The organism is Burkholderia ubonensis subsp. mesacidophila, assembly GCF_002097715.1.
In the GTDB taxonomy this organism is placed as follows: Bacteria; Pseudomonadota; Gammaproteobacteria; order Burkholderiales; family Burkholderiaceae; genus Burkholderia; species Burkholderia mesacidophila.
Window position 1 is genome coordinate 430,196 of the sequence record NZ_CP020737.1, and the last position, 26,212, is coordinate 456,407.

Sequence of the window (26,212 nt, forward strand, 5' to 3'; positions counted from 1 at the left end):
ACATGAAGAAATTGCTTTCGACGCTCGCGCTGATCGGGGCGACCGCCTGTGCGTTGCTGACGGCGCCGCTGGCCGCCGCGGAAGGTAATTTTCCGCTCGACCGCGCGCCCGATAACACGGAAAATCTCGTTTCGCTTCAGCACGGCGCGCAATTGTTTGTAAACTATTGCTTGAACTGCCACAGCGCGAACCTGATGCGCTACAACCGTCTGACGGATCTGGGCATATCCCAGAAGGAGATCGAAAAGAATCTCCTGTTCTCGACCGACAAGGTCGGCAACACGATGTCCGTCGCGATGCGGCCCGAAGACGCGAACAACTGGCTCGGCGTGACGCCGCCCGACCTGTCGGTCGAGGCGCGGGCGCGCGGCCGGGACTGGCTGTATACGTATCTGCGGAGCTTCTATCGCGACGATGCGCGGCCGACCGGCTGGAACAACGCGGTGTTCGAGAACGTCGGCATGCCCCATGTGCTCTGGCAGTTGCAGGGGCAACGCATCGCGAAATTCGAAGACAAGACGGACGAGGAGACGGGCGAGAAGGTGCACACGCTCGTCGGCTTCCAGCAGGTGAGCCCCGGGACGCTGTCGCCGGTGGATTATGATTCTGCCGTGGCCGACCTGGTGGCGTACATGACATGGATGGCCGAACCGGCCCAGCAGACCCGCAAGCGCCTCGGCGTCTGGGTGCTGGTGTTTCTCGGCGTCCTGACTTTCCTGGCCTGGCGGCTCAATGCCGCGTACTGGAAAGATATCAAGTAACCACGCCTGACCGGCGTGGGGCCGGCGCAAGGCGGAACCCGGAGGAGGGTTCTTCCGCGCGCTGGCCCTCGGCTTTTTTGAGGAAACGCAAATATGATGGTTCTGTATTCCGGCACAACTTGCCCGTTCTCCCAGCGTTGCCGGCTGGTGCTGTTCGAGAAGGGCATGGACTTCGAGATCCGCGACGTCGACCTGTTCAACAAGCCGGAAGACATTTCGGTGATGAACCCGTACGGCCAGGTGCCGATCCTCGTCGAACGCGATCTGATCCTGTACGAATCGAACATCATCAACGAGTACATCGACGAGCGCTTCCCGCACCCGCAGCTGATGCCGGCCGACCCGGTCCAGCGCGCCCGCGCGCGCCTGTTCCTGCTCAACTTCGAGAAGGAACTGTTCGTGCACGTCAGCACGCTCGAGAACGAGAAGGGCAAGGCGGCCGAGAAGAACCACGAGAAGGCACGCCTCGCGATTCGCGATCGCCTGACGCAGCTCGCGCCGATCTTCGTGAAGAACAAGTACATGCTCGGCGAGGAGTTCTCGATGCTCGACGTCGCGATCGCGCCGCTGCTGTGGCGTCTGGATCACTACGGCATCGAGCTGTCGAAGAATGCGGCGCCGCTGATGAAGTATGCGGAACGGATCTTCAGCCGTCCGGCGTATATCGAAGCACTGACGCCGTCCGAAAAGGTCATGCGTCGTTAAGGCATGACGAAGGGCATGACGGAGCGGGGCGCGCAGAGGGCCGCGTGATCCGCTCCGGTTAGAGGATTGTGATGCAAGAGATTTCAACGAAGCCTTATTTGCTGCGCGCGCTGTACGAGTGGTGCACCGATAACGGTTACACGCCGCACATCGCGGTGAGGGTCGACAATTCGACGCGCGTGCCGCGCCAGTTCGTTCGCGACGGCGAGATCGTGCTCAACATCAGCTTCGAGGCGACAAGCCAGCTGCAGATGGGCAACGAGTGGATCGAGTTCACCGCGCGGTTCTCCGGCAAGGCGCACAAGCTCGAGATTCCGGTGGCCAACGTGCTCGCGATTTATGCGCGGGAGAACGGGCAAGGGATGGCGTTCCAGGTCGAGGCGGTCGCGGAGGATGGTCCGGATTCGGGCGACTTCGAGGGCGACGCGCATACGGATGAGCAGCACGGCGAAGCGCGCGGCGCAGCGACGGGGCTGACGCCCGTGGCCGACACCGGCGCGAACGAAGAACCGTCGGAAGGCGCGGATCAACCGCCGACGTCCGACGGCGACGGCTCGAAGAGCGGCAGACCTCGCCTCAAGATCGTGAAATGAGGTAGAATCTCCTGCTTACGCCGGCTTAGCTCATCTGGTAGAGCAGTTGATTTGTAATCATCAGGTGGCGGGTTCGAGTCCTGCAGCCGGCACCATATGAATCAAGGGGTTACGTGAATTTCACGTAACCCCTTGTGCTTTCTGGGTGCTGAAAAGTACATTTTCGGTACAGTCAGCTCTCAGAACAGGTACATGGCAACCATCGTCAAGACGCCTTCCGGCACGTGGAAGGCCGTCATCCGCAAGATCGGCTGGCCGACCACGGCCAAGACCTTCCGCACCAAACGTGACGCCGAGGATTGGGGGCGCCGGACCGAAGATGAGATGGTTCGGGGTGTCTATCTGTCGCGTGCTCCCTCCGAAAAACTCACGGTGTCAGCCGCGCTGAAGCGGTATATGGAAGAGGTGTCGGTTACCAAGAAGGCGACCACGCAGCGCAGCGAGAGCTTTTCTGCGAAGCACCTGGAGGCGTTCTTCGGGAAGTATTCGATGGCGGCAGTTAGTGCCGAGCTCGTTGCCAAGTATCGCGACGAACGCCTCGCGGCCGGCAAATCAAACAACACGGCTCGCCTCGAGCTTGCGATGCTCGGGCATCTCTTCCGGATGGCGATTCAGGAGTGGGGAATTGGCCTGACTTTCAATCCCGTCGCCAACGTTCGCAAGCCGAGTCCCGGTGCCGGCCGGGACCGGCGATTGAGTCGTGATGAACACCAACGTCTCTTCGCGGCCACCGACGCCCATAGCAACCCGATGCTCGGCTGGATCGTGCGACTTGCCGTCGAAACCGGCATGCGATCGTCCGAGATCACGGGCTTGTGTCGCTCGCAAGTAGATTTGGATAGGCGAGTCGTGACCCTCAGGGATACAAAGAACGGTTCCAGTCGTGTGGTGCCGCTGACGCGTGAGGCAGCCGAAGTCCTCCGCGCAGCCCTGGACAATCCGATACGGCCCATTGACACCGATCTCGTGTTCTTCGGCGAGCCAGGGCGAGACGGAAAGCGTAAGCCGTATGTGTTCCAGAAGCTCTGGACCGGCATCGTTCGCGACCTCGCGATGGTCGATCTGCATTTCCACGATCTGCGACATGAGGCAGTCAGTCGGCTTGTTGAGGCGGGGTTGAGTGATCAGGAGGTGGCCTCGATCAGCGGCCATAAGTCGATGCAAATGCTCAAGCGTTACACGCACCTACGAGCTGAAGATCTGGTGCAGAAGCTCGACACTCTTCGACGCGCCTGATTCAGCCGCCGGCGTGGTTTGGACGGCCATCGCGCGGAGAGCCGCGATCGATGTTATCGAGAGCGTGTACACGCTCTCTTTCTAAATTCCGATTATATGTGCACGTTCCTTTGTTCTTATTCGGCGAGCGATGTTGTGGTGCTGTAGTGTCAAGGCGCTATAACTTTGTTGATTTATAAAGTTATAACTTTGCGTTTTTATTTACAAAAAGATGCAAATTAATTGTCGATAAATCTCGTTCTCGAGATTTTTATAAATCATTGATTATTATGTATTTATTTTGCGCTGATTTGAAGTTATAACTTTATAAAGTTATGGTGTGTTTGGTGTTGATGTTGGTTGGAGCTTGTTGTTTGTTTTGATTAACCGTAATCTTCCGTTGCGCATAAAAGCAAGGAGTTATTCAGGTGACTTCAACGGAAGAAAACATCATCGAGCGTTACGGAGCATTGCTGACTCTTCCTCAGGTGGCGGAGTTATTGCATCGCAGCCCTGAGGGACTTCGGGTGACGCTCACGCGAGATAACGATGTGTCTCGCAAGTTGCTACCAGCACGGATCAAAATCGGTCGGCGTGTCTTGTTCAAAACGGCTGCAGTTGCGCACTTGTTCGCGGAATAAGTATGCACGGGCGCGTTGATACTACCTTCATCACCGTCCAGCGAGAGTTATACACGTCAGGTCTCGCTCGGGAGCTTGGGTCGGATGCGATAAACGTGTGGCTCGCAATCAAATGGCATGCCGATTTCAATACCGGAGTGGGGTATCCGAGTATTCGTCGCCTTATGGATCTAACGAAGCTGGCATCTGCCACTGTTCAAAAAGCCTTGATGCGGCTCGAAGCGGCTCATTTGCTGAAGAAAGTAGGAAAGAAGGGACGGGCGCAATGCTACCTAGCGCGTGAGCGCTTGGATGTGACGTCGGAACAGGGAAAGTGCTGTTCGATCGTCATCGACTACGTACCCAGGAGCCTGTCGAAATGGATCGCACGGATCAAGGCCGCATTGGAAACCGGCGAGCACGATCCGGACGCATTCGCTCGTGTCGAAGTCGTTCCCGGCGCGGGACTTACGTGGGACTCGAAGACCGGAGAGTTACGTGCGGCCATCCCTGTTGGCGTTACTCCTCAGGCAGCCGGGCCACCATCTGACAAGCCGCTTTCGCTGCTAGCCGCACGCGTTGCGGAGATAGGGGCGAATGCAATGCGAGGCCCGGACAACGCAGCAAGCGGCCCGCCAAGGTGCACCAACACCAAGACGGGCCTGACCACAACCCACCTTCCACGAGGTGAATCATGGCTAGAACTGAGTGTACCTGCAACTCACAGCAACACGAAGCGGCTAACGTCGCTCGTCTGAGAGGCTTGCTGCACAACATCTCCAGGACACAGGAAGCATTCCAGCTTCTCATCAACTTGAGCAGTTTCGTCGATCCGAGCGATCAAGAGGCGTATTTCACGATGCTTGATCTGCTGTCCCATTCGCTGAAAGACGGCGTGAAGACCTGCATGGTTAATCTGCGCTAGAAGCAGGTCAGCGAAAAAATCTCGAGCCAGAGAAAATTTAAGTAGAAATACTAACGTTACAACGTCGTGAAGTTATAAAGTTACGACGTCACAACGCTACAACATCACGACGTTAAAACGTTACACGGAGGATGTGAATATGAAGAAATGCCTCTACGTCCTGGTTGCCTGCGTTTTGGCCGCCTGTGGGCAGGAATATCACACCAAGGCTTGGTATATCGAGCATGACGCGGAGCGAGCCAGCAGATTCAAGGTATGCGAGAACGATCCCGCCCAATACCTGCGGCAAGGTTCAGACTGCCTGAACGCGAAAGAAGCAAACGCGATGGTTGCTTTCTACGGCAAGGAAGCGGCGCTTAAAGCGGCCCGCGAGAAATAAGGAGCGAACCATGGCCTTCGATGCGGTAACACAGATATTCGACTACATGGATGCTGTGACGCTCCAGATCGTCGCCGAAAACGTTAGCCGGATGATTGCATGGGTCACGCCGCTCGCGGCGCTTGGCCTGACCATTATGCTCGTCATAGATGGCGTGGCAACAATGCTGCGGCCGAGCGGCGTACCGCTCACGCACCTCGTGGAGAAGTTCCTCAAGTATTACGCGATTGTGGGGATCGCCGGCGCCGGAGGCCTGTATGAAACAACGCTGGCCAGTACAGCCATCCACTTGCCCGATGAACTGGCGTCCAAGCTGCTGATACACGGGAGCCTGGGTGCGAGTAACAGCGCCATAGCAAGCCTGATCGATGGCGCGATCGACCACAGTCTGACCGTCATGCGGACGGTTTTCGCGAATTCGAGCCTACTGACGAGCACCGGGGTTGGGGCTTTCATTCTCGGCATTGTGCTTGTGCTTTCCACTCTACTGATCTGCGGCGTGGGCGCTGTCTCGATTCTGATTGCGAAGTTCCTGCTCGCGCTTTCAGTTTGCTTCGGCCCATTCTTCATCTTCATGTTGCTGGCCCCGCCGCTCGCCAATCTCTTCGGGAACTGGCTCGGTTCGGTCTTGAACTACGTCATCCTCATAGCGATAATGGCGATGAGCTTCGGTGTTTTCATGCACTTCTACGACAGCGCCATCTCGGCCGCGGCCAAGCCGAACCCGGACGCGGCCATCATTGGCCCGATAATCACGGCCGGCCTTGTCACCGTTATGGCACTTGGTTTGTTGAAGGTCTTGCCCGACCTCGCGGCGCGATGGACGAGTGGTGTCAAGACAAATTTCGATCGTTTCCTGCCGCAGCCAAGCTCGTCTTCCGCAGCCCCCGGCGGAGGCGGGGGGAGCCCGTCCGGGGGTAACAACGGCGGCAGTGCAGGGGCGGGCAGCGGCTCGCATTCCGGAGCCGGGAGCGCCGGTGGCAACTCGTCGAGTGGCAGCGGATACAGCTACGCTCGAGGATCGCAAGGCAGTGCAGGCACGGATAGCGGCTCGAATTCTGGGACCGGTAGTGCCGGTGGCAACTCGTCTAGTGGAAGCGGATACAGCTACGCTCAAGGATCGCAAGGCTCACAAAGCAGGGGGACGTAACGATGATCGAGGTATCGAATGACGCACTTCGAACGGTTGTGATTGCAGGCATGGCTGTTGTGGCCGCGACGGTAATCTTTAGATTCGTAGTCCCCTTCATCGGGAGCAGATTGCGCGGAGAAACCATCGCCGACCACGTCACTCGGGTCGAAGGCGAGCAACGGGAGAAGCGGTTGTTCCAGTCCAATTTGAACACGTCGCCGCGAGAAGCATTATCGATAAGGGTGGTGAATATTGCGATCGCTCTCACGGTGATGTGGCTGCTGTCGCGCTTCCCAACCAGCCATCTTGTCGTGTACTTCGTCCTGTACGTCGCCGTTGGAATGGGCTTTTGCTGGTGGGCGAAGGTGATTCCGGACGAGAAATTCCACTGCCTGAACTGGAATAGCCGGCTCCAGCTGCGCCTCTTCTATGTCTGGCTGTGGCCGATAAACGTCGTCCGATCGCTCATGCGTTGACTGCACAACGCCGCTTCCGGGCGGCGATTAGTCTCTGATCGCGCGGTAGCGCAAGCTGTCTTTGACGTCCAATACTCTTCGCGCTGTCGTTCGTTCACATACCGAAAGGACGTCTCTGGCGACGAAAAAATCCTGTCCGAGGTGTGCGAAGCCTCGCCAGCTTCACGTGTCACTCCCTCCATTCTCGGTCGATTTCTCGGTTGGCCCCGACCGCCTTTTAGCTCGTCTTTCACGATCTGGCAGCACCACCGTGAACCAGAAAGCGAACGCGAGACCCGCGATCAGGATGCCACAGGAAATCAGGTTGGAAACCGTTCCGGCGTTCATTTTTCACCTTCGTCAAGCCGCTTGTTCTGGCATCTGCGCGGCGATCCATTCGGCTACCGGTATCCCGTCGCTTGCGACACGGGGAATGGGTTTTAGCGCTGCAGGAATGCTCAGAAGCTGCACATCGTGCCCAGTTCTGCCCCACTCTGCACGTAGAAAATCCGTAAGTTTATCGACCTGTGCCTTGATGGAATCGAAGCGCGGAGCCTTGTATATCAGCCGCGTAACTCGAGCTACTGCATCATCCGCGTGTCGGGCGCGAACCGCAACGCGGATCTGATAACGCCACTGCCGTTTGGTTTCATCCGTCATGCGCCACGTCAAGCGAACGCCGCCGCCGACAGCCTTCGAGTGCGCCATCTTCAGCAATTCGTAACCGGAGACATGGATGCGCTCCCCAGGTTTCAGCGCATCTTTCAGGTCCTCGCGCGTTTTTCGTGAGCCTTTCTCCCTTTCTCGAGCTGGGTGCGCTCCATCCGTGACTAGTAGCCACCAATGCAGGCTATTTGGATCGCCGAGATCTGCGAGTATCAGCCGCGCATTCCCAAAGCCTTTCGCACGTCGATAGGCAAGCTGGTTGCGATTCAACGCAACCAGATAACGTTCAGAGAATTTTTCGCAGAGAGCGTGTACACGCTCTGTTTTGACGGTGCCGAATGTATAGCTGTGATAGCCCTGAATGACCGCATCCATGAGGCGCTGCATGAGCGCCGCACGGTCTTTGATTACGACCATGCTCATGTCCTCTCCGGCAATTGATTCAGCAGCAAGTCAAAGCCTTGCTGGATAAGGCTTTGCGGGAATTTTCTGCGTTACCGATTGATTGCTAATTATAAGAGATTCCGCGCGAGGCAATGCGCTAGAAATGACACGTCACCAATAGAAGCACGGTAGGAACAAGAAAATGCGGATGTGCTACATTCGCCGCAGATTTCCTGTGAGGATTCTGCATGAGTTCTGCATTCATTCGCGAAGGCGACACGACCAGCCATGGTGGTCGAGTGCTCGCCTGCACGTCGACCAATATCGTTTTCGGTAAGCCGCTCGCGCTCGAGGGCGACATGGTGTCGTGTCCGAAGTGTGGCGGCGTCTATCCTATTGTTGGCGTCCGAGTGCGCAGCATGACATTCGGTGGCCGAGCCGTAGCGACAGAAGGCGACAAGACAGCCTGCGGCGCGACGCTGATCGCGTCACAAGGCATGGCGACGGTGGAGCCGACGTCTGGCGCAGGCGCGTCGGTCGGCGCGGGCAAAAGCGTTGTCTCACAGACCATCGCGCAAGACGACGGCGCATATCGCGGGCGCTTCCAACTCGTCGACGACCAGTCGCGCGAACCCCTCGCGAATCACCCATACACCGTTACGTCTGCCGACGGCCAAGCGATCAGAGGCACAACGGACGCGAGCGGCCATACCGACTGGCTGAGCAGCCACCAGGCGTCGTCGCTGACCTTCGAACATGTCCCGGCGAGCGATCAATGACGAATTCGGCATCGGGCAACATGGGGGCCGGCCAGGGGAAAACCACGCAGGTCGGGATGACCAAGGGCAACTTGTCCCCGGAAGACCGCGCGGTGCTCTGCGACGCTCTATGTCGCTGCAAATCGATAGGCGTCTACAGCCGCGATGCGAAGATCCTCCGCCAATCGTGCGTCGCACAGCGACTGCGAGCAAAGAACCTCGCCTCGAAGGTATTGACCGGCGAAACGACGCCGTACCTGCCGGAAGTTTCCTACGACATGCGGAATGAGCCCCCGACGCCGATCATGCGCGCATCGGACCCGTCGACCCCGCATCCGTGGCTTCCGGCGTGGATTCAGAAATACTGGCCGGGCGGCATGGATGCATACAAGCAAGAGGACAAAACCTGGTTTCGACGGCCCGACGTCGTGATCGTGAACGATCCGTCCAAGCCTCCTGTACAGTCGAACATTAGGAAGGTGGTGGAAATGAAGTTCCCGCCCGACGAGTTTTCGAAGACGCAGGAAGCCGCGTACATGGACATCGCCGGCGACGAATCGAAATACTCCGGCATCACGCCGGATGATTGCGGTTGCGGTGACGCCGATGAGCAATCTCAGCGATCGACTGCAAAGCAGACTCAAACGGACCTTGAGAGCATCCTTGGCGGCGGCTCCAATGCACGCTCGGGCAGTCTGTTCCCGCCGCTCATCCCCCCGGCGCTGCCGCCGACTCCGTTTCCCTTTTAAGCATCATGCCAATGACGAAGGACGAACTGATCGCGTGGGCCAACGACCCGAACCGAGCGGGCACGCTTCCGTTCGGCGCATTCGAGCCGAAGCACCAGCGGGCGATCGTAGGCGCGGCCCTCGCCGTGCGTGCCGTTATCTACTTCAAGGGCGGCCACGCGCCGGCCAAACGCAAGGCGCTTAGCGCCTGCTTCCAGCGGTACACCGATGCGCTGCTGACTTATCAGCGCGCGGCCGAAAAGGCCGCCGGCCGTGACCCGTCCAAAGGCTCTCCGCTGCGATGGCTGTACCAAGATGGCAAGCAGCCGGTTGAGTTCGAAAAGGGGCCTTCGTTCGCCTCCTTGGCGACGAGCATCCCGGCTGATGCTCCGTTCGTACTGGCCCTCTCTAACGCGGAGGACAAACAAGAGGCCGGCACGATGGAATTTTCGACTTTCTGTCTCGAGGACTGGCAGGCGTCGATGAACCGAGGCATCGACGTCGCGACGTTTTCTGTGCCGCAAGCTTTCCTGACGCTCTGTCCGGACGTGTTCCAAGCGCTCTTCGCGCAAGCTGTCGACGAGCTTGACGTGGTGCACGGGCACGCGGGATATGCCGCGAACCTGTCGCTGTTGCAGCGGGGCCCGAATGAGGCGTCGGAATATTTTTGGGCGCGGAAATTCGGCCCTGGTCTGGACGTCGGCGACCCGATGCGACGGAACCTCCGCCGGCTCACCGATCACATCAAGACGGTGGACTGGTTGACGGCAATCAATGCCGATCTCGTGCGGGAACTGGGGGGAGTAGACAAACTGGGCCTGCCACCGGACTGGTTCCGCAAGCAGCGCTACGACGACGACGGCCTGATCATTCAGGCTGGCGTTGCGCCGCAGACGGGTATTGCAGGCGAACCAGGCCATCCTCCTGAGCCCCCGCCTGCGTATGTGCTGTTGAACAGCGCTCTGCGTCCGATCATTGCTGATGCGCTCGGCACGTTACAAACCGGGACGGCGACTAGCACCGCTCCCCTGCTGAACACACAGGTTGCGACCGAGGCTTGGCTTCGTCGGCTTGATGTCGAGCCAGACCGTATCAACGAATATTGGGTCGAACTGCACAAGACGCCCAAACTCCCGGCAGCCGGGACGTAGCGGTCACTAGCATCGGCCATCTGCTAGATCGCTGATGCCCCCTTTGGTGCGAGGTCCACCCGCGCCCGCCCGTGGATGGCTGCGCTGCCCACACCGCGAGGGTGTGGACAGTCCCGGCCTTCGCGGCCGGGATACCGCACCCGCCCACCGGCTCCCCGCGATGGAGCCCTTCGGGCCTGACGCGCCGCTGCGCGGCTTGCCTCGATAAGATAAAAAACTCTCAATCGAGCGCTGTTGTCAAATTTCGCGAAAATCAGACGCTCTGAGCCGCTGATTGTGCGAAGGTACATTACCCCTTTGCCGCGTCGCCGAAATCGGCGCCACGGGCCGGATTTCGAGTCGCTAGAGCATTTGCCCCCCGTAGGCCTGCCCCCCTTTTTGTAGCCATTTCCGGCGCTGGCGGTCCCCGAACTGGTTAGCCGGTGGCCCTCACAGGGGCCGGGTTGAGCGATCGGGACGGCCGCAGGACGGCCCGACCGCGATTTATCCCGGTCTTAGCCGTTGGCGGGGCTTGCCCCGTCAATGGCTTAGACCAAGGCTCCGCAGGCTTGGGCAAACTGGCGGGCTAGGGCCGTCATAGCGCGTGGTGCGTAGCCCCTTCGTTTTCGGAACGCTTGTGGGTCAAAAGAATTGAACCTCGAAAGACAACCGTTGCCGGTCAAAAGACAGAAAAGGCCCGATTTTTGTCTTTGCGCTGATCGGCTGTGAGCCCTATTGGGATCGCGCGCAGTACCCCGTGAGTTCATTGCTGATCCCTCTCAGCTCCTGCGATTGCTCGCCAGTTTCGGCACATTGCGGACGGGTTGGGCTTGTTCGCAAAGATATCAACAACCTCGGCAGTATTGTTCTCATTCGTTAACATCGTTCTGTGTCAGCCGGTGATACAGAACTAGCACGTATCATGCACTGATACCGAACGAGAGCGTATCACCGCCTGATACATTGCCCATCTTTTGAGCAGCTTCGACGAGGCTACTAGTGGCAGCGGCAAGTTGTAACGGCCCAGATGAGGGCCGAACGGCGGCGGATGCGCTCTGACTGTGTAGGACGGTAGTCGTTCACGTCATTGATGGGGTTCGCCGTCGTCTCGCCGTCCACGAGGGTTGCGAGCGAGCCAGCCTGGGTCGACGAGCGCGGAGCTGATGTTCAGTGCGGTGAGCCGCTCGTACAGCGTCCATGCGGCCTCCGGGCCGGGGCAGTGGCCGGCGCGTGGATGCCCCGGCCTTCATGCCAACTGTAGCTGTCTCTAGCAGATCTCAAAAATTTCTATGAGCGTCGGCGCTTTCTAGCAAGAAATGCTTTTGCAACGATGCTCGAGAAAGCGATTCCGCGTTCCACGCCACCTTGAGCATCGACGCACTTCAAGAGGCATTCGCCGATTACAGTTGGATCAAAGCCGCTACGTATCGCCACGTCCGTAAGCGCATCTAAGTCGTACGGTAGTGTTTTTTCAGGCGATGCGTTAGCGAGGTCCTTCTCTACCAACTGAGGCTGCGGCTGCTGTGCAGACGGGGGGGCAACTTCATCGAACAGGTCACGCGTCGGACGAGCGTGCGTGTTTGTCCTTTGCGACGGGGACTTGTTTTCGATGTGGGGTTGGCGCTCAGGGAGAACTCGCTCATCTCTGGCGAATTTGGCACCCCGCTCGAAAGATGATGTGTCTTTCGCGATAAGCGTCGTCGGCACAGCGCTTTCCATAGTTACTGGTGGCATCAGCTTCTCATCCATAGGTTTCAGAGCTTTCGCGCGCCGCTTGCAAAGCACCGTCTGCCCGAATTCGAGGGCGAACCACTCATAAGCGAAATCTCCGCTCTTCCAGCTGCTTCCACGAGAGTCCAAGTATCCCAGACCAGCAAGTGCGGGGCGACCATTGACCTCTGCTACAGCGTCGCTTTGGGTTGCGGGTGGCTGCCAATCTATCAGGTCGGGATAAGCGAAACTTGAATCGCCCTCCCCACGGGCCAGAGCGGCCATTCGACGGGCCTGAGAGGCAATATAGTCGCGATCCTGAATATGCCACGAGGGCTCTTCTTGAGAAACAGCGCCCAGCATTGCACCAACCATCGTCCCAATGGTGTCCGTGTCCGACCCGAGCGTATTCGCCGCGCAGCGCAATACGTCTGCGGCAGGTGCATCTTGACCAGTCCATCCCAAGAAGGCCGCAGCCAACGCGGTGTTTGTACCGGCGCCCTGTCGGCTACCAAATCCGTCTACTATTTTGAGGCATTCCGAGTAGGTTCTTCCCCAGTTCGGAGACAGCTCTCGAAGTTTCAGGATGTACTGTTGGGTTTCTTTCGACACAGACTCGATTGCTGCGCGAAGCTTGACGTTGCTCGCCTGTTCCCAAGCGGATAGCCAGAATCGCCCGAGTTGGTAGTCTTCGTTGACGATGTCCTCAATGTCGGCCCATCCGTCGACAAAGCGCATCCATTCCTCGGGTCCGGGTACCTCTCGATTGCGAAGAGCGAAGGAGAGGCAGTCTGCATGAAATACGGCACCACAAACCCCTAGCATGTGTCCGTGGGTCGTCAGGGAATCTCGAATTACGTCGGTTAAATATTCGCGTGCAGTGCCGGCGCCCCATTTCCATACATGAGGTTGGATGCGCATCGCTGCGCCATTCCCGCCTCCCTCAATGTAGGTCCGCCGGTCTCCGCTAGAGAAAAAGTTGGAGAACCAATTGACGTCGCGCTTTGCCAAATTCGCGGCAGCGGCCTTGCTTCCTCTGCCTGCGCCGAGTGCGTAGGCCGGCCATACGGTGAGTTCGACTTTCGCAAACAGTTCTACGTCAAACGTGCCGTCCCCGCGAATTGCGCGCGACACCGCCAACCGCAACTGCGTATCGTCTGAGTAGGTGCCAGCAGGGAGGGTCACTTGCGCCCCACTCACCCCTCCGATCTTCCGCTTCCATTCAATCGGTTCGTGGACCATCTCGGCTCCGGCGCGACGACGGACGGCTCGGCTATCTGCGAGCTCCGTTATCCAGCCAAGGGCGTCCCCTGCGGCAGCCCATAACGCCGAATTGACTATCGCATTTTCCAAAACAGAACTCACAGGGACCCCACTAGTTTGGTTGACCGGCAAATTTTGCCTCATCGATTACCACTTGCACATTCGGCCGTTTGTAATAGTTCAACCATCCCGAAACGCAGTCATGATCGTCGCCCGTGCCGACGTAGATCTTCTCCAGATAGTCGAGTGAGAGTCTGTTGGGGTATAGCACCTCCGCTTGCTCGCATGTCGGCAAGCGGTCGGTCCGACTCTTGCGTGTGACCGTCCACCCAGGCTTGCGCCTCACCGATGGTGCAAACAGATTTTGAAGCCCATCCGCGCCAGCTTGACGTACCACGAGGTCGTAGATGTTATTGGTGGTCGCGAAGTAGACGCCGTCGTGCGTCAAGATCGCGGGCGAAAACGACAGAATCGCCCACCACCGATCGCCACCGACGTGCCACCGTTTAGACGCAAAGCGGAAGTAATTTTCGTTAATCTCCGATATCGAAAGATTCACGAAATCTAACCAGTCTTCTTTCTTATCGAAATACGCTTCCGCTTCACGACGCGTCGCTGATGTAGGAGCCAGGATATGCGCCAGGTGCTTTTCCGCAGGCAGTTGGCGGCGGGATACAGTGGCACCCAATTCAAGCGAGCCGACGAGGCCGTGGTTCGACGTAAAGTGCACGACCTCAGTAATGCCGCGCTGTGCGATGATTTGTTGGATTGCGTCGGTCATCGCTATCACACAGCAAGAAGATTGAACGTGTCGGGCTTGAAGAACGTCACAAGGTCAGATGCCTCGGTCGGTTTATAGCCTACGATTACTGACTTGCGCGCCCGTCCCAAAGCCATGGCTAGTAGGCGGCGAAGCAAGAGTAGTTCTTCATCGTCCGCGCCATCTCCGTGCGGCGTGTTCTCCGCGTTCAGGCCCAAAATAATGACGTGGTCAAACTCCAAGCCCTTAGCCGAGTGCATCGTGGACAGCGCGATGTTTTCTGGGCCAGTTGGCCATTTTCGATCGCGTGTAATCGTGACGAAGCCAAGCCCATTGCTATTGAGCGCTGATCGTATGTCTTTGAACCAGTTTCCACCGCGCGGCTTGAGAAATGCTACCGTCTCAGTTGTCAGATATACATTCGCCTTAATCCAGTCGATGGCGAACGTTAATTGATTTTTATAACGTCCAGCACAGACGAGGGGTTTCTCTCCGTGGCGAGTAGCAGCAGAGAAATCTGGAAGAGTGCCATCGTCGTCAACTGCCAGGCCATCGACAATGCCTGCGGCAAACTGAGCAATTTCAACCGTGTTGCGGTGATTTTCCCGCAGCCGATGGTATCGAGCGAGCTGTAAATCTAAGCCAGTCTCTGCCCACGTGTATCCCCTTGGGTACAGTCTTTGTGCGGTGTCCAGGACTAGCGTAAGGCAATACGGATCCGAGAGATGATGCCGCACAGCTCGAATTTGGTTCGCCGAAAAGTCTTGTGCTTCATCAATGATGACAATGTCATATTGGCGCGAAGGGATCGTCAGCATCTGTTCTGCCAAGAGATGCCAATCCAACCAACCACCGCCTTGATATGCAGCGAGTTCCGTATAAAAACGGTCGATCACCTGCAGGATAGCCGGACGTAGTGTCCGCGGGACGGCCTGCGCATTTCCGCGCCCCGTACGCTCGAGGGGGATATAATTCGCCCGTTCTGCCGGCCGAAACCGTCCGCAGACGTACTCGATCTCGTTGAGCAGGGCGTCAGGGGCTAGGGCCACACCGGCTCCCAGACGTCGCAGCATGGGTTCACGTTCGTCGTCGTCAATGATTGATGGTGCGCCCAAACATCGATGGGCCCAAGCGGCGAACGTATCGATCTCGCAAGTGACGTCGGTAAACGCCGCGAGCTGGCTGGCGGCGAGATGTTCCACATACCCAGCCAAAGTGCGGTTAAAGGAAAGTACGAGGACCTTTACGGGTTCCGCCAATCCTAGGCGTTTTCGGCGTGCAACAAAGGTATGGGCTAACGATTCGAGTCGCAACAGCGCTGTCGACGTCTTTCCGCTGCCTGCAGCGCCTCGGATCATTTCGATCCCCATGCGCGTACCGCTTATGATCGGCAGTTGCTCAGGCGTCGCGCCGCGATTACTTAAGGCCAGCATGTACTTTCCCCCGGGAGGTCGTGCCTGGCGCCGGCTGATTGTCATTTTCTAGCTTTGACCTCGTTGGCGCAGGCGTTGATTTTTTTCGCTCTCGATCATATCCGATGTCTCGAACAATCGGGGGCGGGGCGGCGGTTTCTACATCCGGATGACGTGCTGGCGGACGCTGACGTGTCGCGATCCGGACAGCCCACGCTGCCATTTGCCTGGACCCACCTGTATCGTATGCGGTACACGAGCGGTACAAATCGCAGTTTCGGTTGGTTGCGCTTAGTTTCGCTAAATGCTTGAATATAAATAACTTTTCATTTCGGTAGGTTTCGGGTGGATTCTCTGGTTTATCAGTAACTTATTGATTCACAAGGAAATTTGTAATCATCAGGTGGCGGGTTCGAGTCCTGCAGCCGGCACCAATACCGAAGCGGGTCCCAGAGATGGGACCTGCTTTTTTTTGTTCTACAACAAGGTGGATGTTCTACAAAACTCGCCGGCAAGATCCTTTTCTGACCACGGCTAGGCTAGGACGCCAGTTAAAGTAAGTCCGCCGCATCGCGTATGCGCTGAGCTGTCGAGGGGAGACCGCTACGCTCCAAGGCTTGGGCGAAGTCTTCAACAGTCGATTCAGGTTTCCGCCGACGGGACCGCATCTGCTTAAATGCGGTCATGGCCCCGAGTGAATCTAGGTCCCACTGGTTAATGATGAACCTATCGGGGTCGACAATTTCTATGCCGTATTCGGAGGCAATCGCATGGGGGAAATCGCGGCGATTTGATGTCACGATGCAATCTGCATGACCTGCAATGGCGGCAGCGAGAACGTGTCGATCGTCTGGATCGGGCAGGGTAAAACTCCCGATAAGGGGCGTCCAAGCCGCCTCGGGTACCTCCCAATCAGGAATCGCCTCGCGCATGCTATCCCGCCGGATGAGTAGCCGACCCTGAAGATCGGGCCGTTGTTCCTCCAACGACCGAATCCACTCAGTCTCGATCAACTGAGTCCACTTTGCTGCGAAAAAACCAGCGGTTGCGAGGCTCAAGAGAGCGTCGGTAGTCGCGAGGGGAAACAGGACGCACGCGTCCAATAGCGCCGTATAGCGCGCATAGCCCGCCATCTCAGTAATCGAGACCCAAATCGCGAGCGTTGTCGGCCATGCGCTCCAGCGCAGCCGTTTGCCTACCTCGCATATCGTTCCGATAAGCAATGAGGTCATCGAATGCGATTCGACGGTGTGTTCCTACCATCCGATGGCCTAACCTTCCTGCTTCAATTTCCTTAATGACAAACGGACGTGACACGTTAAGGAAGTGCGCTGCCTCAACAGTCGTGAACTCCCGGTTTGCCGGGCTCAAGAGAATCGAACGGCCTTCGCTCATTGCCCCTAGCAACTGACCAATCAACTTCAAGGCTGCGGGCGGGACGTCAACAGACGGGTGATCACCCTTGTCGGTTGTGAGCGTGATTGCGGCTGCACGAGAATGATCGAGCGCCTCCATGATGCATCGCTGTGCGACGCGCGCCATTTCTACTTCACGCTCCGTCATCGGTGGAGGTGTTACCTCGCGGAATCGATCTACGGTTCGCATGTCATTTCTTCCCTAAAAAAAACAAACTGTGCCATCGGCTAAGCTGGCTTACGTGTAAGCCAGCTTAGCCGATGGTGCGTTTAAATGCAACAAGTGCAACATGTGCAATAAATGATAGGTGCCCAAGAGCACAGTTGCGACGAAATGCACCAATCCGGTGCATTTCTGTGGGCCGCCGGAAGCAGATTGCCTCGGACGGTCCACTTAAAAATCTCAGAAGACTGTCCGAACGAGCGAGGCCACCTCTCTTCTTCAAGGTTGTAAGTTCGATCATCGTTCAGTCCTCCTTTATCCAGGCGCAGGCCGTTTCGATGGCTTGACGCAGTATCTAGCGCCCTCGTAACGCTTCCCTCTAGCAGGCGCACATGAGGCAAGCAAACGCAATCTCATGAACACCCAGGGCAATGTTTCCGTATCGATCACGCAACCCATTCACCCCGGGTGACATCAAGAAGCTAACTCGCAATGCAGTCGATCATCCCGCCAGCGACATCCCTGGAAGATCGAACTGGAATCCTCTGCTCGGGACGCTTTCCATCACATGCCCCCTGACAAGCGGGTCCGCGTAATCCGGCGTGATGGAAATCTTCCTGCTGGCGTGATTGATGGAGAGGTACACGTGCCCACCCGGTTCAAACCCGAACAGCTTGAAGTGCGCGTCGATAACTTCCATCCACGGCATGCAGGGCCGATCGGACCACATGACCGGGTCGGGTGTGCCTCGAAGCGGCAACCAAAGGGTGGTCTCCGGTTCCCGTTGCTTTGCACGTGACTTATGATTGGCGTCAGCCATGATCAACTCCTTGGTTGAGTTGGTGGTGGTCAGCGGGCCGTGAGTGCTGCAACACTCACGGCCCGCGCTTCGTTTACTGCTTGTCTTTCCTCTTCTCCGCGATCTGATTCCTGACGATCAGCGCGTCAAGCAACTCCCGCGCGAGTTCGCGAACACGCTCCGGCATCCTTGAGATCGCCTCGAACTGGTACCGCAAGGCGTCGTCAGGCCCGCGTTCATCGGCGCCGAAGAGAATCGCATCAGTGCTGACCCTGAGCGCGATCGCCATTCGACGAAACACACTCAGCGACGGGTAGGCGCTTCCGGCTTCATAGTGCCGGATTTGCAAGACGGAAACGCTGGCGGCATCGGCCAGATCCAGTTGGGTAAGTCCGCGTGCTGTACGGAGCCGTCTCAAACGCTGTGAAAATTCCATATGCCAGATCCAGGGTGGAGTGTCTTCGTTTTCGACACGAATGGTGACAATCTTTCTTGCGCGCGAGAGAGGCTCGCTCCGTAACCAATATAGATTGCTTTGATTATTGAGATGCTTGATTGGCCGAACGGCATAGGGTCACCGAGGACCGCAGGCATGCGATGTCGCGGAGCGGCATGCTCGAGTGAGATGAGTTCAACTGAACGGTGCGTCACGCAGCAACAACGACCGACGCAAACAAAAAGGAGGGGCGCCGCGATCCCTCGCAACGCCCCTCCTTGGACACCCTCAGACCGAGCCTCGACCCCGCCACATTCGGGATCTGCTGCCCAGTCCCGAGATCAATTGTTGTACTGCCAGGTATCGCCGCTCGGCGCGGCCATCACCTGACGTATTGCATGGCTGCCGTGCCGTGCCGGGCAGCGAGCTCTTGCATGTCCTCGATAGATTGCACGGCAGTCGTTTACGCGGTGCTCGAAATCAGACTGCACCCGCATGTCGCGTGGTGGCCCTGCCGTGCTACCGGTACACCGTGGTCGGTTATCTTGCCATCGCCTTCAAGAATCACATTCGGATTCACTTCGGGATGCTGGGGACACTTCACGAGGTCCCCCTTGCGAGCCACACGCCGCCCGCCGTAGCGCATGGTTTCGGAGGCGGTGATCACTTCGCCGCCGTGGTCAGTGGTGTCGCCGAGTCGAATGAGATCGATCATGAAGTGCCTACGCTCAGTGCTCAATAACTGACAGAAATCGATCAACGAGATTGTCCGAGTCCGTGCCATTCAGTGCAGATCGACCCGCCACAGAACGCCCGGGGCATTCAAGCGTCAAGGCAGGTTGGGAACCTGGCTGCAAGGCATCTTGTCTCCGCCGTCGATCGTCAGATTGAAGTACGGCTTATGGTCGAAATGCCTTTCATCTGCATCGGGATCAGGGATATCTCGAAATCTCTCGAAAACGAGCGTCTTGCCGCCCTGCAGCCGAATCGACATGAACTTCATCGACTGATCGAATTTCGGCGGCCCCCATGACGCATCAATAGGTGCGCCTTTTCCTTTGGACAGGTAGATCGACAGGACTTCGCCCCATTCCGGACGAGGTACCGACTTCATCTGATCGGTATCCGCTTGAGGCACGCTCACGTTGACGGAAAGTTTCTTCCCGCCTTTCCCGACGCAAACGAACGCCTGATTGCCGCCGAACCGGTTCTGAAATTCGACGAACGGGTCGTAGCTGCCTTGACCCGCCAAGGCAAGCTTGCCGAAGCAGAGGAGCGCTGCGCCACAGACAAAAAGCAGATTCTTCGACTTCATTTGACCCAGACTCCTATGACCTTTCTTCCTTTCCCTATCAACGTAGCCGCCTCGTTCTTTCGCATCACCCTGCTGTTCGGGCTGATGTAATCGCTCGCGAACAGATGTCCGGGCAGTACCACTTCCGCATGACCGTGCTTCGAACCGTCGGTTGTGCCGTAGACAATCACGGCACCTTCCGGTACGTCGTAGGGGCTGGCGATGTGATAGGCGGGATCGGAAAGGATATTTTTAAATCCCGCCTTCTCAAGATCGCTTCCGGCGTCCTTCGCTTCGACGCGGGTCGGATACGAATCGACCATGCCCGATGCCAGGAGCGCGATCTTCACATACTTCCAACATTCCTTGGTCGACACGTTGGGCGCTTTGGAGACGCTATAGATCGGCTTTCCCAATTTCGCCTTTTGCGCTGCGACAGGCCCACTGAAATTCGCGGAATCCTTTCCGTACTTTGCGTTTCTGCGCAGAATCTCGAACATCTTCTGCTTGGGATCCCCTTCGGGAGGAGCAACGTCGGACGCCTGTGCCACGGCAACAGGATGGCCATTGTCGTTGCGGGTCACTTTCGCTTGCTGCGGCGCTTGATGTGCCTGCTGGGAATCAGATTGATCTCCGGAGGACGCAGCAGGCGAAGAGGCGGCGGGCGAAGGGGCTGCCGTCGAAGAAGATGCGGCCGTCGAAGGTGCAGCCGTCGAAGGTGCAGCCGTCGAAGGTGCAGCCGTCGAAGGTGCGGCCGTCGAAGGTGCGGCCGTCGAAGGCGCATCGGTCGAAGACGCAGTTGTCGAAGACGCACCGGCCGAAGACGCACCGCTCGAAGGTGCAGCGGTCGAAGACGCACCGGTCGAAGGCGCAGCGGTCGAAGGCGCAGCGGTCGAAGGCGCAGCGGTCGAAGGCGCAGCGGTCGAAGACGCACCGGTCGAAGGCGCAGCGGTCGAAGACGCACCGGTCGAAGACGCACCGGTCGAAGACGCACCGGTCGAAGACGAAGCAGCTGCCGCCGAAGCCCCGCCCGACGGAAGTTTGATTGTCTGCCCCGGCGTAATCAAATTGCCATCCAGCCCGGGATTGACGCGCCGGAGCTCCGCCACGCTCGTCCCGTGCTGATGGGCGATTTTCCATAGCGAGTCGCCATGCTTGACGGTATACGCGCCTAGTTTGCTGTTCCGGCGATGATCCCCCGGAGCCCCAGGGTGCGCATTAGTCTTGGCTTCGACCTTGCTATGCGGGCTGGTCAGCGTCAACGACGAAAATGAGCTGGAAAGCGCTCCCTTCCAGGCCATCTCGAGATTCGTTTCCACTTCCTTCACCCAAATCTCCAACGTCTGAGCGAATGGAACGTTCTTGACGGGCTGGCTGATTTTCCCGGACGCGTTGCTGTGGCCTTCCTGCAGGACCTTCCCGCCGGACTTCACCTGATAGTGGACGCCGGAAATCGGTTCCTTTTTCTTGTTGACGAACTGAACGCCCAAGCCGCCCGAGCAGCAGCCGAGATCGTAATCGTTGAACTTGTCGATATAGTGCGAAACCGATGTGCCGTTCGCGTCCGTCGGATCCTTGGCGCCGTTCGATTCCAGAAATTTCATCACGCCGGGATGCTTGACCGTTCCGAATCCCTTGAGGTGAGCCGCTCCGATAATGCCGGAATGCGTAATGGTTATTCCGGAAATGACCTTGCCTTCATATTGATCCGCGCCATAATGCTGGGCGCGCGAACACAGCAGCCTGACCCAGGCCGCGGCGGCAACGTCCTGCTCGTCTGGCGAATTCCTGAAATCCTCCAGGCTCTTGATTCCGTCCTTTCCGGTCCACGTTCCTTTCCATTGATACTTGAATACGTCTTTGCCATCCGCATCCTTGATATAGGGGGATGAGCCGTCCGACACGTAATAGCCGAGATCGCTCAGCGCGGATTCGCCGAACTGATATTTGCCGACATACCCGTACTTGTTGATAACCTTGTATTTGCCGCCGCCTTCACTCTGAAAAAGCGCGCCCAGGAATTCCCGAATTCCGCCTTTGCTCATCGCTCATTCCTTCTTGCAAAAAATTCTAGCGTCGTCCGCGTCGATCTTGATCGGGTATTCATTCTCGATCAGGGCTTTCTCCGCGTCGCTCGGGTTGCCGAGCCATTGCGGCTTGCAGCGATACAGCAGTCGCCCGGCCGTGCGATGGGACTGTTCGTCGTACAGCAAGGCCACATTCGTGACGTTGCACTGATTTGCCTGGCAAACCTGATAGAGCCACTCACGCGACTCGCCGACTTTCCAAAGCGATCCTTCCGTTGCAGGGCCGCTCAGCAAACGCTTTCGAAGCATTTTCACATCCAGGCCGGACAGATTCAGAAAATGATCGAACGCGGCCGACACCGCCCGGCCGGTCGCCGTCCCGTATTGATTTCCAACCGGATCAACCAGGTTGAAGATTTCTGTTTTATATTCGGAGCTTGCCGGAGTGACCTCTTTCGGAGCGGGCACTTGGCTTTGAGCCTTGCAGCCTAGTGCCACTGAGCAAAACAGAATCATCCACAAATATTTTGTTCGGGCGTGAAGCGAACGAATTCCCGCAAAGCCATTGAAATGCATTTCTTTATTGTGATCTCGCATCATCCCTATGCTCCATCTCCATCGGAAAACAGGTCATCGTTGATCGTGTCCATATGGTGAGTCCAATCGCCATTTCTCACGCTGACCCGGACGGACTCTTCCTTCTCCGTGAAAATTCGCCCGGTCATGCCATCTGCGTCGAGCGTTCCGTAATAGTGAGAGTCGTCGCCGACCTTGACCAGGTACGACGCGTTTTCAAGTATTTCTCCATCTGCGAGCGCACCCGACAAATCGAATCGCAAGCTGTACGGTCCGGAATTCTGCGGTATCGGCATCGGCGGCAACGGCATTCGCGCCGAATCGGGCCCGGGCACATCCCAGCTCGCAGCCCGCTCCAGGATCGACCCCGGCGATCCATTGACGATCCCGTTGCCGTTGATCTGGATGTACGACCCGCCCGCACCGATCCAGACCTCCTTCGCGGCCGTGATGACGACCTTCCCGTCGGTGCTGCTAACCGTGACGTCCTTCAGGGCTGCGAGGGCCATCTGGTCGCCCTGCGCCTGAATCTCGACCTTCCCTTTGGCCGCAAACAGCTTCATCCCGGCCTGCTGCGCGAACAGGCTGATCTTCTCCGCGACGCTCGCCACAAGCGACTTGCCGCTGGCGATGAACGTGCTCTGTCCGCTGACGAGATTGGTCTGCTGATCGCTCGACACGTGCACCGATTGCTGGGTCGACAGTGCCATGCCGGATGGACTTGCCAGCACCATGACCGGATTCTTGAATGCGTTCGCGCTACCCGTGCCGCCTCCCGCCGTTCTGCCACCGGACTGCGAGCCTTGCACGCTGCTCTGCGTCGCATCGGCGAATGTCTTCAGCGCATCGTGACCCTCGCCGAGGCTCTCAGCCTGATGCGCCTGGCTCGCCTGCGACATCGCCTTGACCATGCTCTCGGAGGCGGCGAGCTGCTGCTGCACCTCGCCCACGTCGAGCTGCTGGCTGTTCGGCCGCTGCGGATGCGTCGTCACGTACAGCCCCCGCGAAGCACGCACGGCACCGTACGAATCCGTCTTCAGGTCGAAACCGGAGCCAAGATATGCGCCGCGCGTGTTGCCGCTCTGGTCGATCAGGTACCCCAGGTGAAGCAGGCTGTTTCCTGTACTGCTGAACAATTTGGTGCGATTTTGCCCCGTCGCATCGTCGAGGACCATTTCGTTATAGCCGGCGCCCGAGTACTCTTTCGACCGGTAGCCCGACAGGATGCCGTTGCTGTGCCACTGCGGCTTGACCGCGCCGTTGTAAATGCGATGCAGGACGACCGGCCTGTCACAGTCCCCGCCGATGTAACCGACGAGCACCTCTTCACCGATTCTCGGAACGTGTACGCTGCCGTAGCCGCCACCGGTATCCGATTGCGCGACGCGCACCCAGCACGACGCGCGCTCGTCGCCCTGGCTCTGCCGATCCCAGATGAACATCACCTTGATCCGGTTCAGCTCGTCCGTATAGACCTCTTCGCCGCTCGGACCGACCACGATGGCCGTCTCGAGCTGCATCACGGGCTTCTCGTGTTCGAAAGGACTCCGATACGGCACGGTCACGCGCTGCGCCTCGACTTCGACCAGGTAGAAACCCGCCGAGCCATCTTCATGCGTGACCTTGAACGCGGCTTCTGCCGAGCCGCCGGCTTTGGCTTGCGCCAACTGGTTCTGCAGACTGTGCGGGAAGTTCGCTTCCTGGTTCGATAGCGGCAGGTTGTTCTCGATGTACCGCAAGACCTTGATGGCGGCAAATTCCCGTTCGCGGTCCGAATCGCGGTCGTGCTCCGGATGGTTGGCCAGCGCGAAGCGCCTTCCGGCATCGATACCCCGAACGCCGCCCACGCCGAAGAATCGCTTCGCACGCGACTCCCATTCCTCCAGGCGAGTCTTCGAAAGGTGCTCGCCGCGATCCTGATTCAGATACGTGTAAGCGCCGGTGTATTCGTAGACTTCGGCCTGTTCCGGCAGATTCCCTTGGTCGACCTTCGTCGGCAATGTGGTGCCCTTGGGATTGAACGGTGCGGGGGGCGCCTTGTAGTCGAACGTGCGCGTCGTGTGCAGCGTGCTCTGCAATGTCCGTGAACCCGCCCACTGCGTGAATGCGTCGGCTTCGCTGCCCGTTCCCGAACGGTAGAACCTGACGGGACTGGGTGACATTGCATCGAGTGCGTACAGGTCGTCGGTAATGACGAGCGTGTGCGCCTTGCCGTCTTCGCTATGTCGCCAGAAGCCGAACAGTCCTTCGTCTTCCATCAGGCGGTGCACGAAGTTCCAGTCGGTTTCGCTTTGGCGGCAGTACGAGCGCGAGGGCAACGGCTTCGACAACGCAAACTCGTATTGCCCATGGGCCTGCGGATGCGCATTGAAGACGTCCGCGATGATCGCGTCGACGCTTTTGTCCTGCCAATACCGCATGTCGCTGCGGAATTTGAGGAAGTGCATCCATGACGCGAAGGTCAGTTGATAGCTCGAAAAGCTACCGTCCGCGCCAAGCCGGCGAGCGGTATGGATGTAGCCGTTGATCGGGAGATATGACTTGTTCGCCTGTTGAATCCAGAGCGTCATCGGCTGCGCGATCAGCGTCTTGAGCTGGATGTCGCCGGCCGTGGAGACCATGTCGAGAGTGACGCTGAAGTCGCGGCCCAGCTCCGAACAGGTCACGGCCCGGCGTGGCACGAGCGCATTGCCTGGCAGCGACGGGATATCCGTCTTGAGCAAGCGATCCTGCTGGATCAGGCCGCCGCGAATCGCTTGAGCCAGTTCAGTCATGTTCATGCGTTTTCCATCTTCTTGTTAGTTGTAAGCCCGCGATGGCTTGCACTCTCGTAGGGGCGGCCCCCGGTTACGTCCCGGTTATTCTGTCGGCGACTGCAAAGTGTGAGAATGTACCTCAAGCAGAATGCGGGCAATACGTCTGACAAGAATTGAAACACATAATATCTTCGGAAATGTGCTTGGGTGTCGATCGAGCGGATTGAAAGTCAACGTTCCCAACATTTAAATTACTAAATAGCTTTCTAAAACATAACATTTAGCATTCGTTTTCCCTTTGCTGGTGCGCTGCGGTCGCGTGCAGGAACGGGGGCGCCGAGCGAGACTGCTTCGGACGACGATGCTCGAAGGAGTGCCGCTTGGCCATATGCCACAAGCGCCAATCTTTGGCCCCGTCCTTTCAGGCAGGTTGAGAAAAAAGGGGGGTGAAACTTCCCCTCATGTGTGGAGGACTTTGTGGCAGTCGATCTTATCGAGCGAATAAATGGGCGAGGCTTAAGGGCTTGATTGGCCGAACGGAATAGGGTCACCGAGGACCGCAGGCGTGTGATGTTGCGGAGCGGCATGCTCGGGTGAGATGAGTTCAACTGAACGGTGCGTCACGCAGCAACAACGACCGACGCAAACAAAAACGAGGGGCGCCGCCATCCCTCGCAACGCCCCTCCTTGGACATCCTCAGACCGAGCCTCGACCCCGCCGCATTCGGAATCTGCTGCCCAGTCCCGAGATCAATTGTTGTACTGCCAGGTATCGCTGACGTATTGCATGGCCGCCGTGCCGGGCAGCGAGTTGCTGCCTGTCCTCGATGGCATTGCCTGCCGTAAAGCATCTGGACCACGTGCATCAAACCCTCGATGCCGGCACGAGGGAGCGGTAAGCGACGCACCTTGTAATTTCGAAACATGGAAACGATGGAGGTCGTTGTTTCAATTTCGGAATACTGATGCTCTGTAACCGTGGGGTGGCGAGTCCGATGGCAATGGAATGTGGATCTGCACAATATTTTCAGGTGCGAATCGTTTGTCTTTAAATTGACTAGTGGTGTTTATTGTATTGAAACAATGACTGATAAATCTACTAGTCAATACTCCGAAAAATATGACCTAGACTCGATCGATAAGCCTGAGA

The 26,212-nt window shown here is 57.8% G+C and carries 27 protein-coding genes and 1 tRNA gene; 14 read left to right on the forward strand and 14 right to left on the reverse strand.

The window, feature by feature from the left end; translation table 11 throughout:
- The first annotated feature begins 2 nt into the window (after window positions 1-2).
- The 10 genes from B7P44_RS02090 (at window position 3) to B7P44_RS02135 (ending at window position 6,806) form a co-directional block, all read left to right on the forward strand.
- The gene (locus B7P44_RS02090; protein ID WP_084900078.1) at window positions 3-761 is read left to right on the forward strand and encodes a cytochrome c1; all 759 of its coding nucleotides are present in this window, start codon (window positions 3-5) and stop codon (window positions 759-761) included.
- A gap of 93 nt (window positions 762-854) precedes the next feature.
- Window positions 855-1,466 carry a glutathione S-transferase N-terminal domain-containing protein gene (locus B7P44_RS02095; RefSeq protein ID WP_006400565.1) on the forward strand — a complete coding sequence of 204 codons (612 nt, stop codon included), beginning with the start codon at window positions 855-857 and terminating at the stop codon, window positions 1,464-1,466.
- Between the two features lie 71 nt (window positions 1,467-1,537).
- The gene (locus tag B7P44_RS02100; RefSeq protein WP_084900080.1) at window positions 1,538-2,059 is read left to right on the forward strand and encodes a ClpXP protease specificity-enhancing factor; all 522 of its coding nucleotides are present in this window, start codon (window positions 1,538-1,540) and stop codon (window positions 2,057-2,059) included.
- A 19-nt stretch (window positions 2,060-2,078) separates the two neighbouring features.
- Window positions 2,079-2,154: transfer RNA gene (locus tag B7P44_RS02105), tRNA-Thr, on the forward strand.
- Window positions 2,155-2,251: 97 nt separating this feature from the next.
- Window positions 2,252-3,295, forward strand: a complete 1,044-nt coding sequence (locus B7P44_RS02110) for a tyrosine-type recombinase/integrase (protein ID WP_084906342.1) — start codon at window positions 2,252-2,254, stop codon at window positions 3,293-3,295.
- A 715-nt stretch (window positions 3,296-4,010) separates the two neighbouring features.
- A complete protein-coding gene (locus B7P44_RS02120) occupies window positions 4,011-4,652 on the forward strand; it encodes a helix-turn-helix domain-containing protein (RefSeq protein ID WP_231716641.1) in 642 nt (213 codons plus the stop codon).
- A gap of 5 nt (window positions 4,653-4,657) precedes the next feature.
- Window positions 4,658-4,819, forward strand: a complete 162-nt coding sequence (locus B7P44_RS36115) for a hypothetical protein (protein WP_154302346.1) — start codon at window positions 4,658-4,660, stop codon at window positions 4,817-4,819.
- Between the two features lie 139 nt (window positions 4,820-4,958).
- The gene (locus B7P44_RS02125) at window positions 4,959-5,198 is read left to right on the forward strand and encodes an EexN family lipoprotein (protein ID WP_059636886.1); all 240 of its coding nucleotides are present in this window, start codon (window positions 4,959-4,961) and stop codon (window positions 5,196-5,198) included.
- A gap of 10 nt (window positions 5,199-5,208) precedes the next feature.
- On the forward strand, window positions 5,209-6,348 hold the full coding sequence (locus B7P44_RS02130) for a TrbL/VirB6 family protein (protein WP_084900086.1): 1,140 nt from the start codon (window positions 5,209-5,211) through the stop codon (window positions 6,346-6,348).
- Between the two features lie 2 nt (window positions 6,349-6,350).
- Window positions 6,351-6,806 carry a hypothetical protein gene (locus tag B7P44_RS02135; protein WP_084900090.1) on the forward strand — a complete coding sequence of 152 codons (456 nt, stop codon included), beginning with the start codon at window positions 6,351-6,353 and terminating at the stop codon, window positions 6,804-6,806.
- 339 nt (window positions 6,807-7,145) lie between these two features.
- On the opposite strand, the gene B7P44_RS02140 is transcribed toward B7P44_RS02135, so the two are convergent.
- Window positions 7,146-7,874: a hypothetical protein gene (locus B7P44_RS02140; RefSeq protein WP_084900093.1), complete on the reverse strand. Its 729-nt coding sequence runs from the start codon at window positions 7,872-7,874 to the stop codon at window positions 7,146-7,148.
- A gap of 209 nt (window positions 7,875-8,083) precedes the next feature.
- Here B7P44_RS02140 and B7P44_RS02145 point away from each other — a divergent pair, with 209 nt between their 5' ends.
- From B7P44_RS02145 to B7P44_RS02155, 3 genes are read left to right on the forward strand one after another with little or no spacing between them, the layout of a single operon-like run.
- Window positions 8,084-8,614, forward strand: a complete 531-nt coding sequence (locus tag B7P44_RS02145; protein ID WP_084900095.1) for a PAAR domain-containing protein — start codon at window positions 8,084-8,086, stop codon at window positions 8,612-8,614.
- Window positions 8,611-9,342 carry a VRR-NUC domain-containing protein gene (locus B7P44_RS02150; protein WP_084900098.1) on the forward strand — a complete coding sequence of 244 codons (732 nt, stop codon included), beginning with the start codon at window positions 8,611-8,613 and terminating at the stop codon, window positions 9,340-9,342. The genes B7P44_RS02145 and B7P44_RS02150 overlap by 4 nt, the downstream gene beginning before the upstream one ends.
- An 11-nt stretch (window positions 9,343-9,353) precedes the next feature.
- Window positions 9,354-10,472: a DUF3396 domain-containing protein gene (locus B7P44_RS02155; RefSeq protein ID WP_084900101.1), complete on the forward strand. Its 1,119-nt coding sequence runs from the start codon at window positions 9,354-9,356 to the stop codon at window positions 10,470-10,472.
- A gap of 1,266 nt (window positions 10,473-11,738) precedes the next feature.
- Here the strand turns inward: B7P44_RS02155 and B7P44_RS02160 are convergent.
- From B7P44_RS02160 to B7P44_RS37890, 11 genes are all read right to left on the reverse strand, one after another.
- Window positions 11,739-13,568 (reverse strand): ADP-ribosylglycohydrolase family protein, encoded by a 1,830-nt coding sequence (locus tag B7P44_RS02160; protein WP_084900104.1) that lies wholly within the window; start codon window positions 13,566-13,568, stop codon window positions 11,739-11,741.
- Entirely contained in the window at window positions 13,537-14,205 is a 669-nt protein-coding gene (locus tag B7P44_RS02165; RefSeq protein WP_084900107.1) for a DarT ssDNA thymidine ADP-ribosyltransferase family protein, read from the reverse strand. The genes B7P44_RS02160 and B7P44_RS02165 overlap by 32 nt, the downstream gene beginning before the upstream one ends.
- 5 nt (window positions 14,206-14,210) lie before the next feature.
- Window positions 14,211-15,617: a 3'-5' exonuclease gene (locus tag B7P44_RS02170; protein WP_084906344.1), complete on the reverse strand. Its 1,407-nt coding sequence runs from the start codon at window positions 15,615-15,617 to the stop codon at window positions 14,211-14,213.
- A gap of 530 nt (window positions 15,618-16,147) precedes the next feature.
- Window positions 16,148-16,654 (reverse strand): PIN domain-containing protein, encoded by a 507-nt coding sequence (locus B7P44_RS02175; RefSeq protein ID WP_231716642.1) that lies wholly within the window; start codon window positions 16,652-16,654, stop codon window positions 16,148-16,150.
- A gap of 76 nt (window positions 16,655-16,730) precedes the next feature.
- A complete protein-coding gene (locus tag B7P44_RS02180) occupies window positions 16,731-17,201 on the reverse strand; it encodes an excisionase family DNA-binding protein (RefSeq protein WP_084900112.1) in 471 nt (156 codons plus the stop codon).
- A gap of 475 nt (window positions 17,202-17,676) precedes the next feature.
- Window positions 17,677-17,994 carry a hypothetical protein gene (locus B7P44_RS02185; RefSeq protein ID WP_084900116.1) on the reverse strand — a complete coding sequence of 106 codons (318 nt, stop codon included), beginning with the start codon at window positions 17,992-17,994 and terminating at the stop codon, window positions 17,677-17,679.
- A 73-nt stretch (window positions 17,995-18,067) separates the two neighbouring features.
- Window positions 18,068-18,409, reverse strand: a complete 342-nt coding sequence (locus B7P44_RS02190) for a helix-turn-helix domain-containing protein (protein ID WP_084900118.1) — start codon at window positions 18,407-18,409, stop codon at window positions 18,068-18,070.
- Between the two features lie 463 nt (window positions 18,410-18,872).
- On the reverse strand, window positions 18,873-19,124 hold the full coding sequence (locus tag B7P44_RS02195; protein ID WP_084900123.1) for a PAAR domain-containing protein: 252 nt from the start codon (window positions 19,122-19,124) through the stop codon (window positions 18,873-18,875).
- Window positions 19,125-19,238: 114 nt separating this feature from the next.
- On the reverse strand, window positions 19,239-19,724 hold the full coding sequence (locus B7P44_RS02200) for a hypothetical protein (protein WP_133118078.1): 486 nt from the start codon (window positions 19,722-19,724) through the stop codon (window positions 19,239-19,241).
- On the reverse strand, window positions 19,721-20,287 hold the full coding sequence (locus B7P44_RS37885; protein ID WP_407923997.1) for a hypothetical protein: 567 nt from the start codon (window positions 20,285-20,287) through the stop codon (window positions 19,721-19,723). The genes B7P44_RS02200 and B7P44_RS37885 overlap by 4 nt, the downstream gene beginning before the upstream one ends.
- A 37-nt stretch (window positions 20,288-20,324) precedes the next feature.
- On the reverse strand, window positions 20,325-20,843 hold the full coding sequence (locus tag B7P44_RS37890) for a pentapeptide repeat-containing protein (RefSeq protein WP_084900129.1): 519 nt from the start codon (window positions 20,841-20,843) through the stop codon (window positions 20,325-20,327).
- 257 nt (window positions 20,844-21,100) lie between these two features.
- Between B7P44_RS37890 and B7P44_RS37895 the strand changes: the two genes are divergently transcribed.
- Window positions 21,101-21,595 carry a hypothetical protein gene (locus tag B7P44_RS37895; RefSeq protein ID WP_407923998.1) on the forward strand — a complete coding sequence of 165 codons (495 nt, stop codon included), beginning with the start codon at window positions 21,101-21,103 and terminating at the stop codon, window positions 21,593-21,595.
- A gap of 156 nt (window positions 21,596-21,751) precedes the next feature.
- Here the strand turns inward: B7P44_RS37895 and B7P44_RS36125 are convergent, their stop codons facing one another.
- Both B7P44_RS36125 and B7P44_RS02220 read right to left on the reverse strand, forming a co-directional pair.
- The gene (locus B7P44_RS36125) at window positions 21,752-22,330 is read right to left on the reverse strand and encodes a hypothetical protein (RefSeq protein ID WP_133118080.1); all 579 of its coding nucleotides are present in this window, start codon (window positions 22,328-22,330) and stop codon (window positions 21,752-21,754) included.
- A gap of 2 nt (window positions 22,331-22,332) precedes the next feature.
- Window positions 22,333-25,086, reverse strand: coding sequence for a type VI secretion system Vgr family protein (locus B7P44_RS02220; RefSeq protein ID WP_084900135.1), 2,754 nt, complete (start codon window positions 25,084-25,086; stop codon window positions 22,333-22,335).
- Between the last annotated feature and the right edge of the window lie 1,126 nt (window positions 25,087-26,212).

Coding starts and splice junctions, on each gene's coding strand:
- B7P44_RS02130 (WP_084900086.1), top strand. CDS start 5,209: ATGGCCTTCGATGCGGTAACACAGATATTCGACTACATGGATGCTGTG.
- B7P44_RS02190 (WP_084900118.1), bottom strand. CDS start 18,409: ATGGAATTTTCACAGCGTTTGAGACGGCTCCGTACAGCACGCGGACTT.
- B7P44_RS02125 (WP_059636886.1), top strand. CDS start 4,959: ATGAAGAAATGCCTCTACGTCCTGGTTGCCTGCGTTTTGGCCGCCTGT.
- B7P44_RS02090 (WP_084900078.1), top strand. CDS start 3: ATGAAGAAATTGCTTTCGACGCTCGCGCTGATCGGGGCGACCGCCTGT.
- B7P44_RS02145 (WP_084900095.1), top strand. CDS start 8,084: ATGAGTTCTGCATTCATTCGCGAAGGCGACACGACCAGCCATGGTGGT.
- B7P44_RS02150 (WP_084900098.1), top strand. CDS start 8,611: ATGACGAATTCGGCATCGGGCAACATGGGGGCCGGCCAGGGGAAAACC.
- B7P44_RS02110 (WP_084906342.1), top strand. CDS start 2,252: ATGGCAACCATCGTCAAGACGCCTTCCGGCACGTGGAAGGCCGTCATC.
- B7P44_RS02160 (WP_084900104.1), bottom strand. CDS start 13,568: ATGAGGCAAAATTTGCCGGTCAACCAAACTAGTGGGGTCCCTGTGAGT.
- B7P44_RS02095 (WP_006400565.1), top strand. CDS start 855: ATGATGGTTCTGTATTCCGGCACAACTTGCCCGTTCTCCCAGCGTTGC.
- B7P44_RS02155 (WP_084900101.1), top strand. CDS start 9,354: ATGACGAAGGACGAACTGATCGCGTGGGCCAACGACCCGAACCGAGCG.
- B7P44_RS02220 (WP_084900135.1), bottom strand. CDS start 25,086: ATGAACATGACTGAACTGGCTCAAGCGATTCGCGGCGGCCTGATCCAG.
- B7P44_RS02200 (WP_133118078.1), bottom strand. CDS start 19,724: ATGAAGTCGAAGAATCTGCTTTTTGTCTGTGGCGCAGCGCTCCTCTGC.
- B7P44_RS02165 (WP_084900107.1), bottom strand. CDS start 14,205: ATGACCGACGCAATCCAACAAATCATCGCACAGCGCGGCATTACTGAG.
- B7P44_RS02140 (WP_084900093.1), bottom strand. CDS start 7,874: ATGAGCATGGTCGTAATCAAAGACCGTGCGGCGCTCATGCAGCGCCTC.
- B7P44_RS02185 (WP_084900116.1), bottom strand. CDS start 17,994: ATGGCTGACGCCAATCATAAGTCACGTGCAAAGCAACGGGAACCGGAG.
- B7P44_RS37890 (WP_084900129.1), bottom strand. CDS start 20,843: ATGGAAAATCGCCCATCAGCACGGGACGAGCGTGGCGGAGCTCCGGCG.
- B7P44_RS02195 (WP_084900123.1), bottom strand. CDS start 19,124: ATGATCGATCTCATTCGACTCGGCGACACCACTGACCACGGCGGCGAA.
- B7P44_RS02170 (WP_084906344.1), bottom strand. CDS start 15,617: ATGCTGGCCTTAAGTAATCGCGGCGCGACGCCTGAGCAACTGCCGATC.
- B7P44_RS02180 (WP_084900112.1), bottom strand. CDS start 17,201: ATGCGAACCGTAGATCGATTCCGCGAGGTAACACCTCCACCGATGACG.
- B7P44_RS02100 (WP_084900080.1), top strand. CDS start 1,538: ATGCAAGAGATTTCAACGAAGCCTTATTTGCTGCGCGCGCTGTACGAG.
- B7P44_RS02135 (WP_084900090.1), top strand. CDS start 6,351: ATGATCGAGGTATCGAATGACGCACTTCGAACGGTTGTGATTGCAGGC.
- B7P44_RS36125 (WP_133118080.1), bottom strand. CDS start 22,330: ATGATGCGAGATCACAATAAAGAAATGCATTTCAATGGCTTTGCGGGA.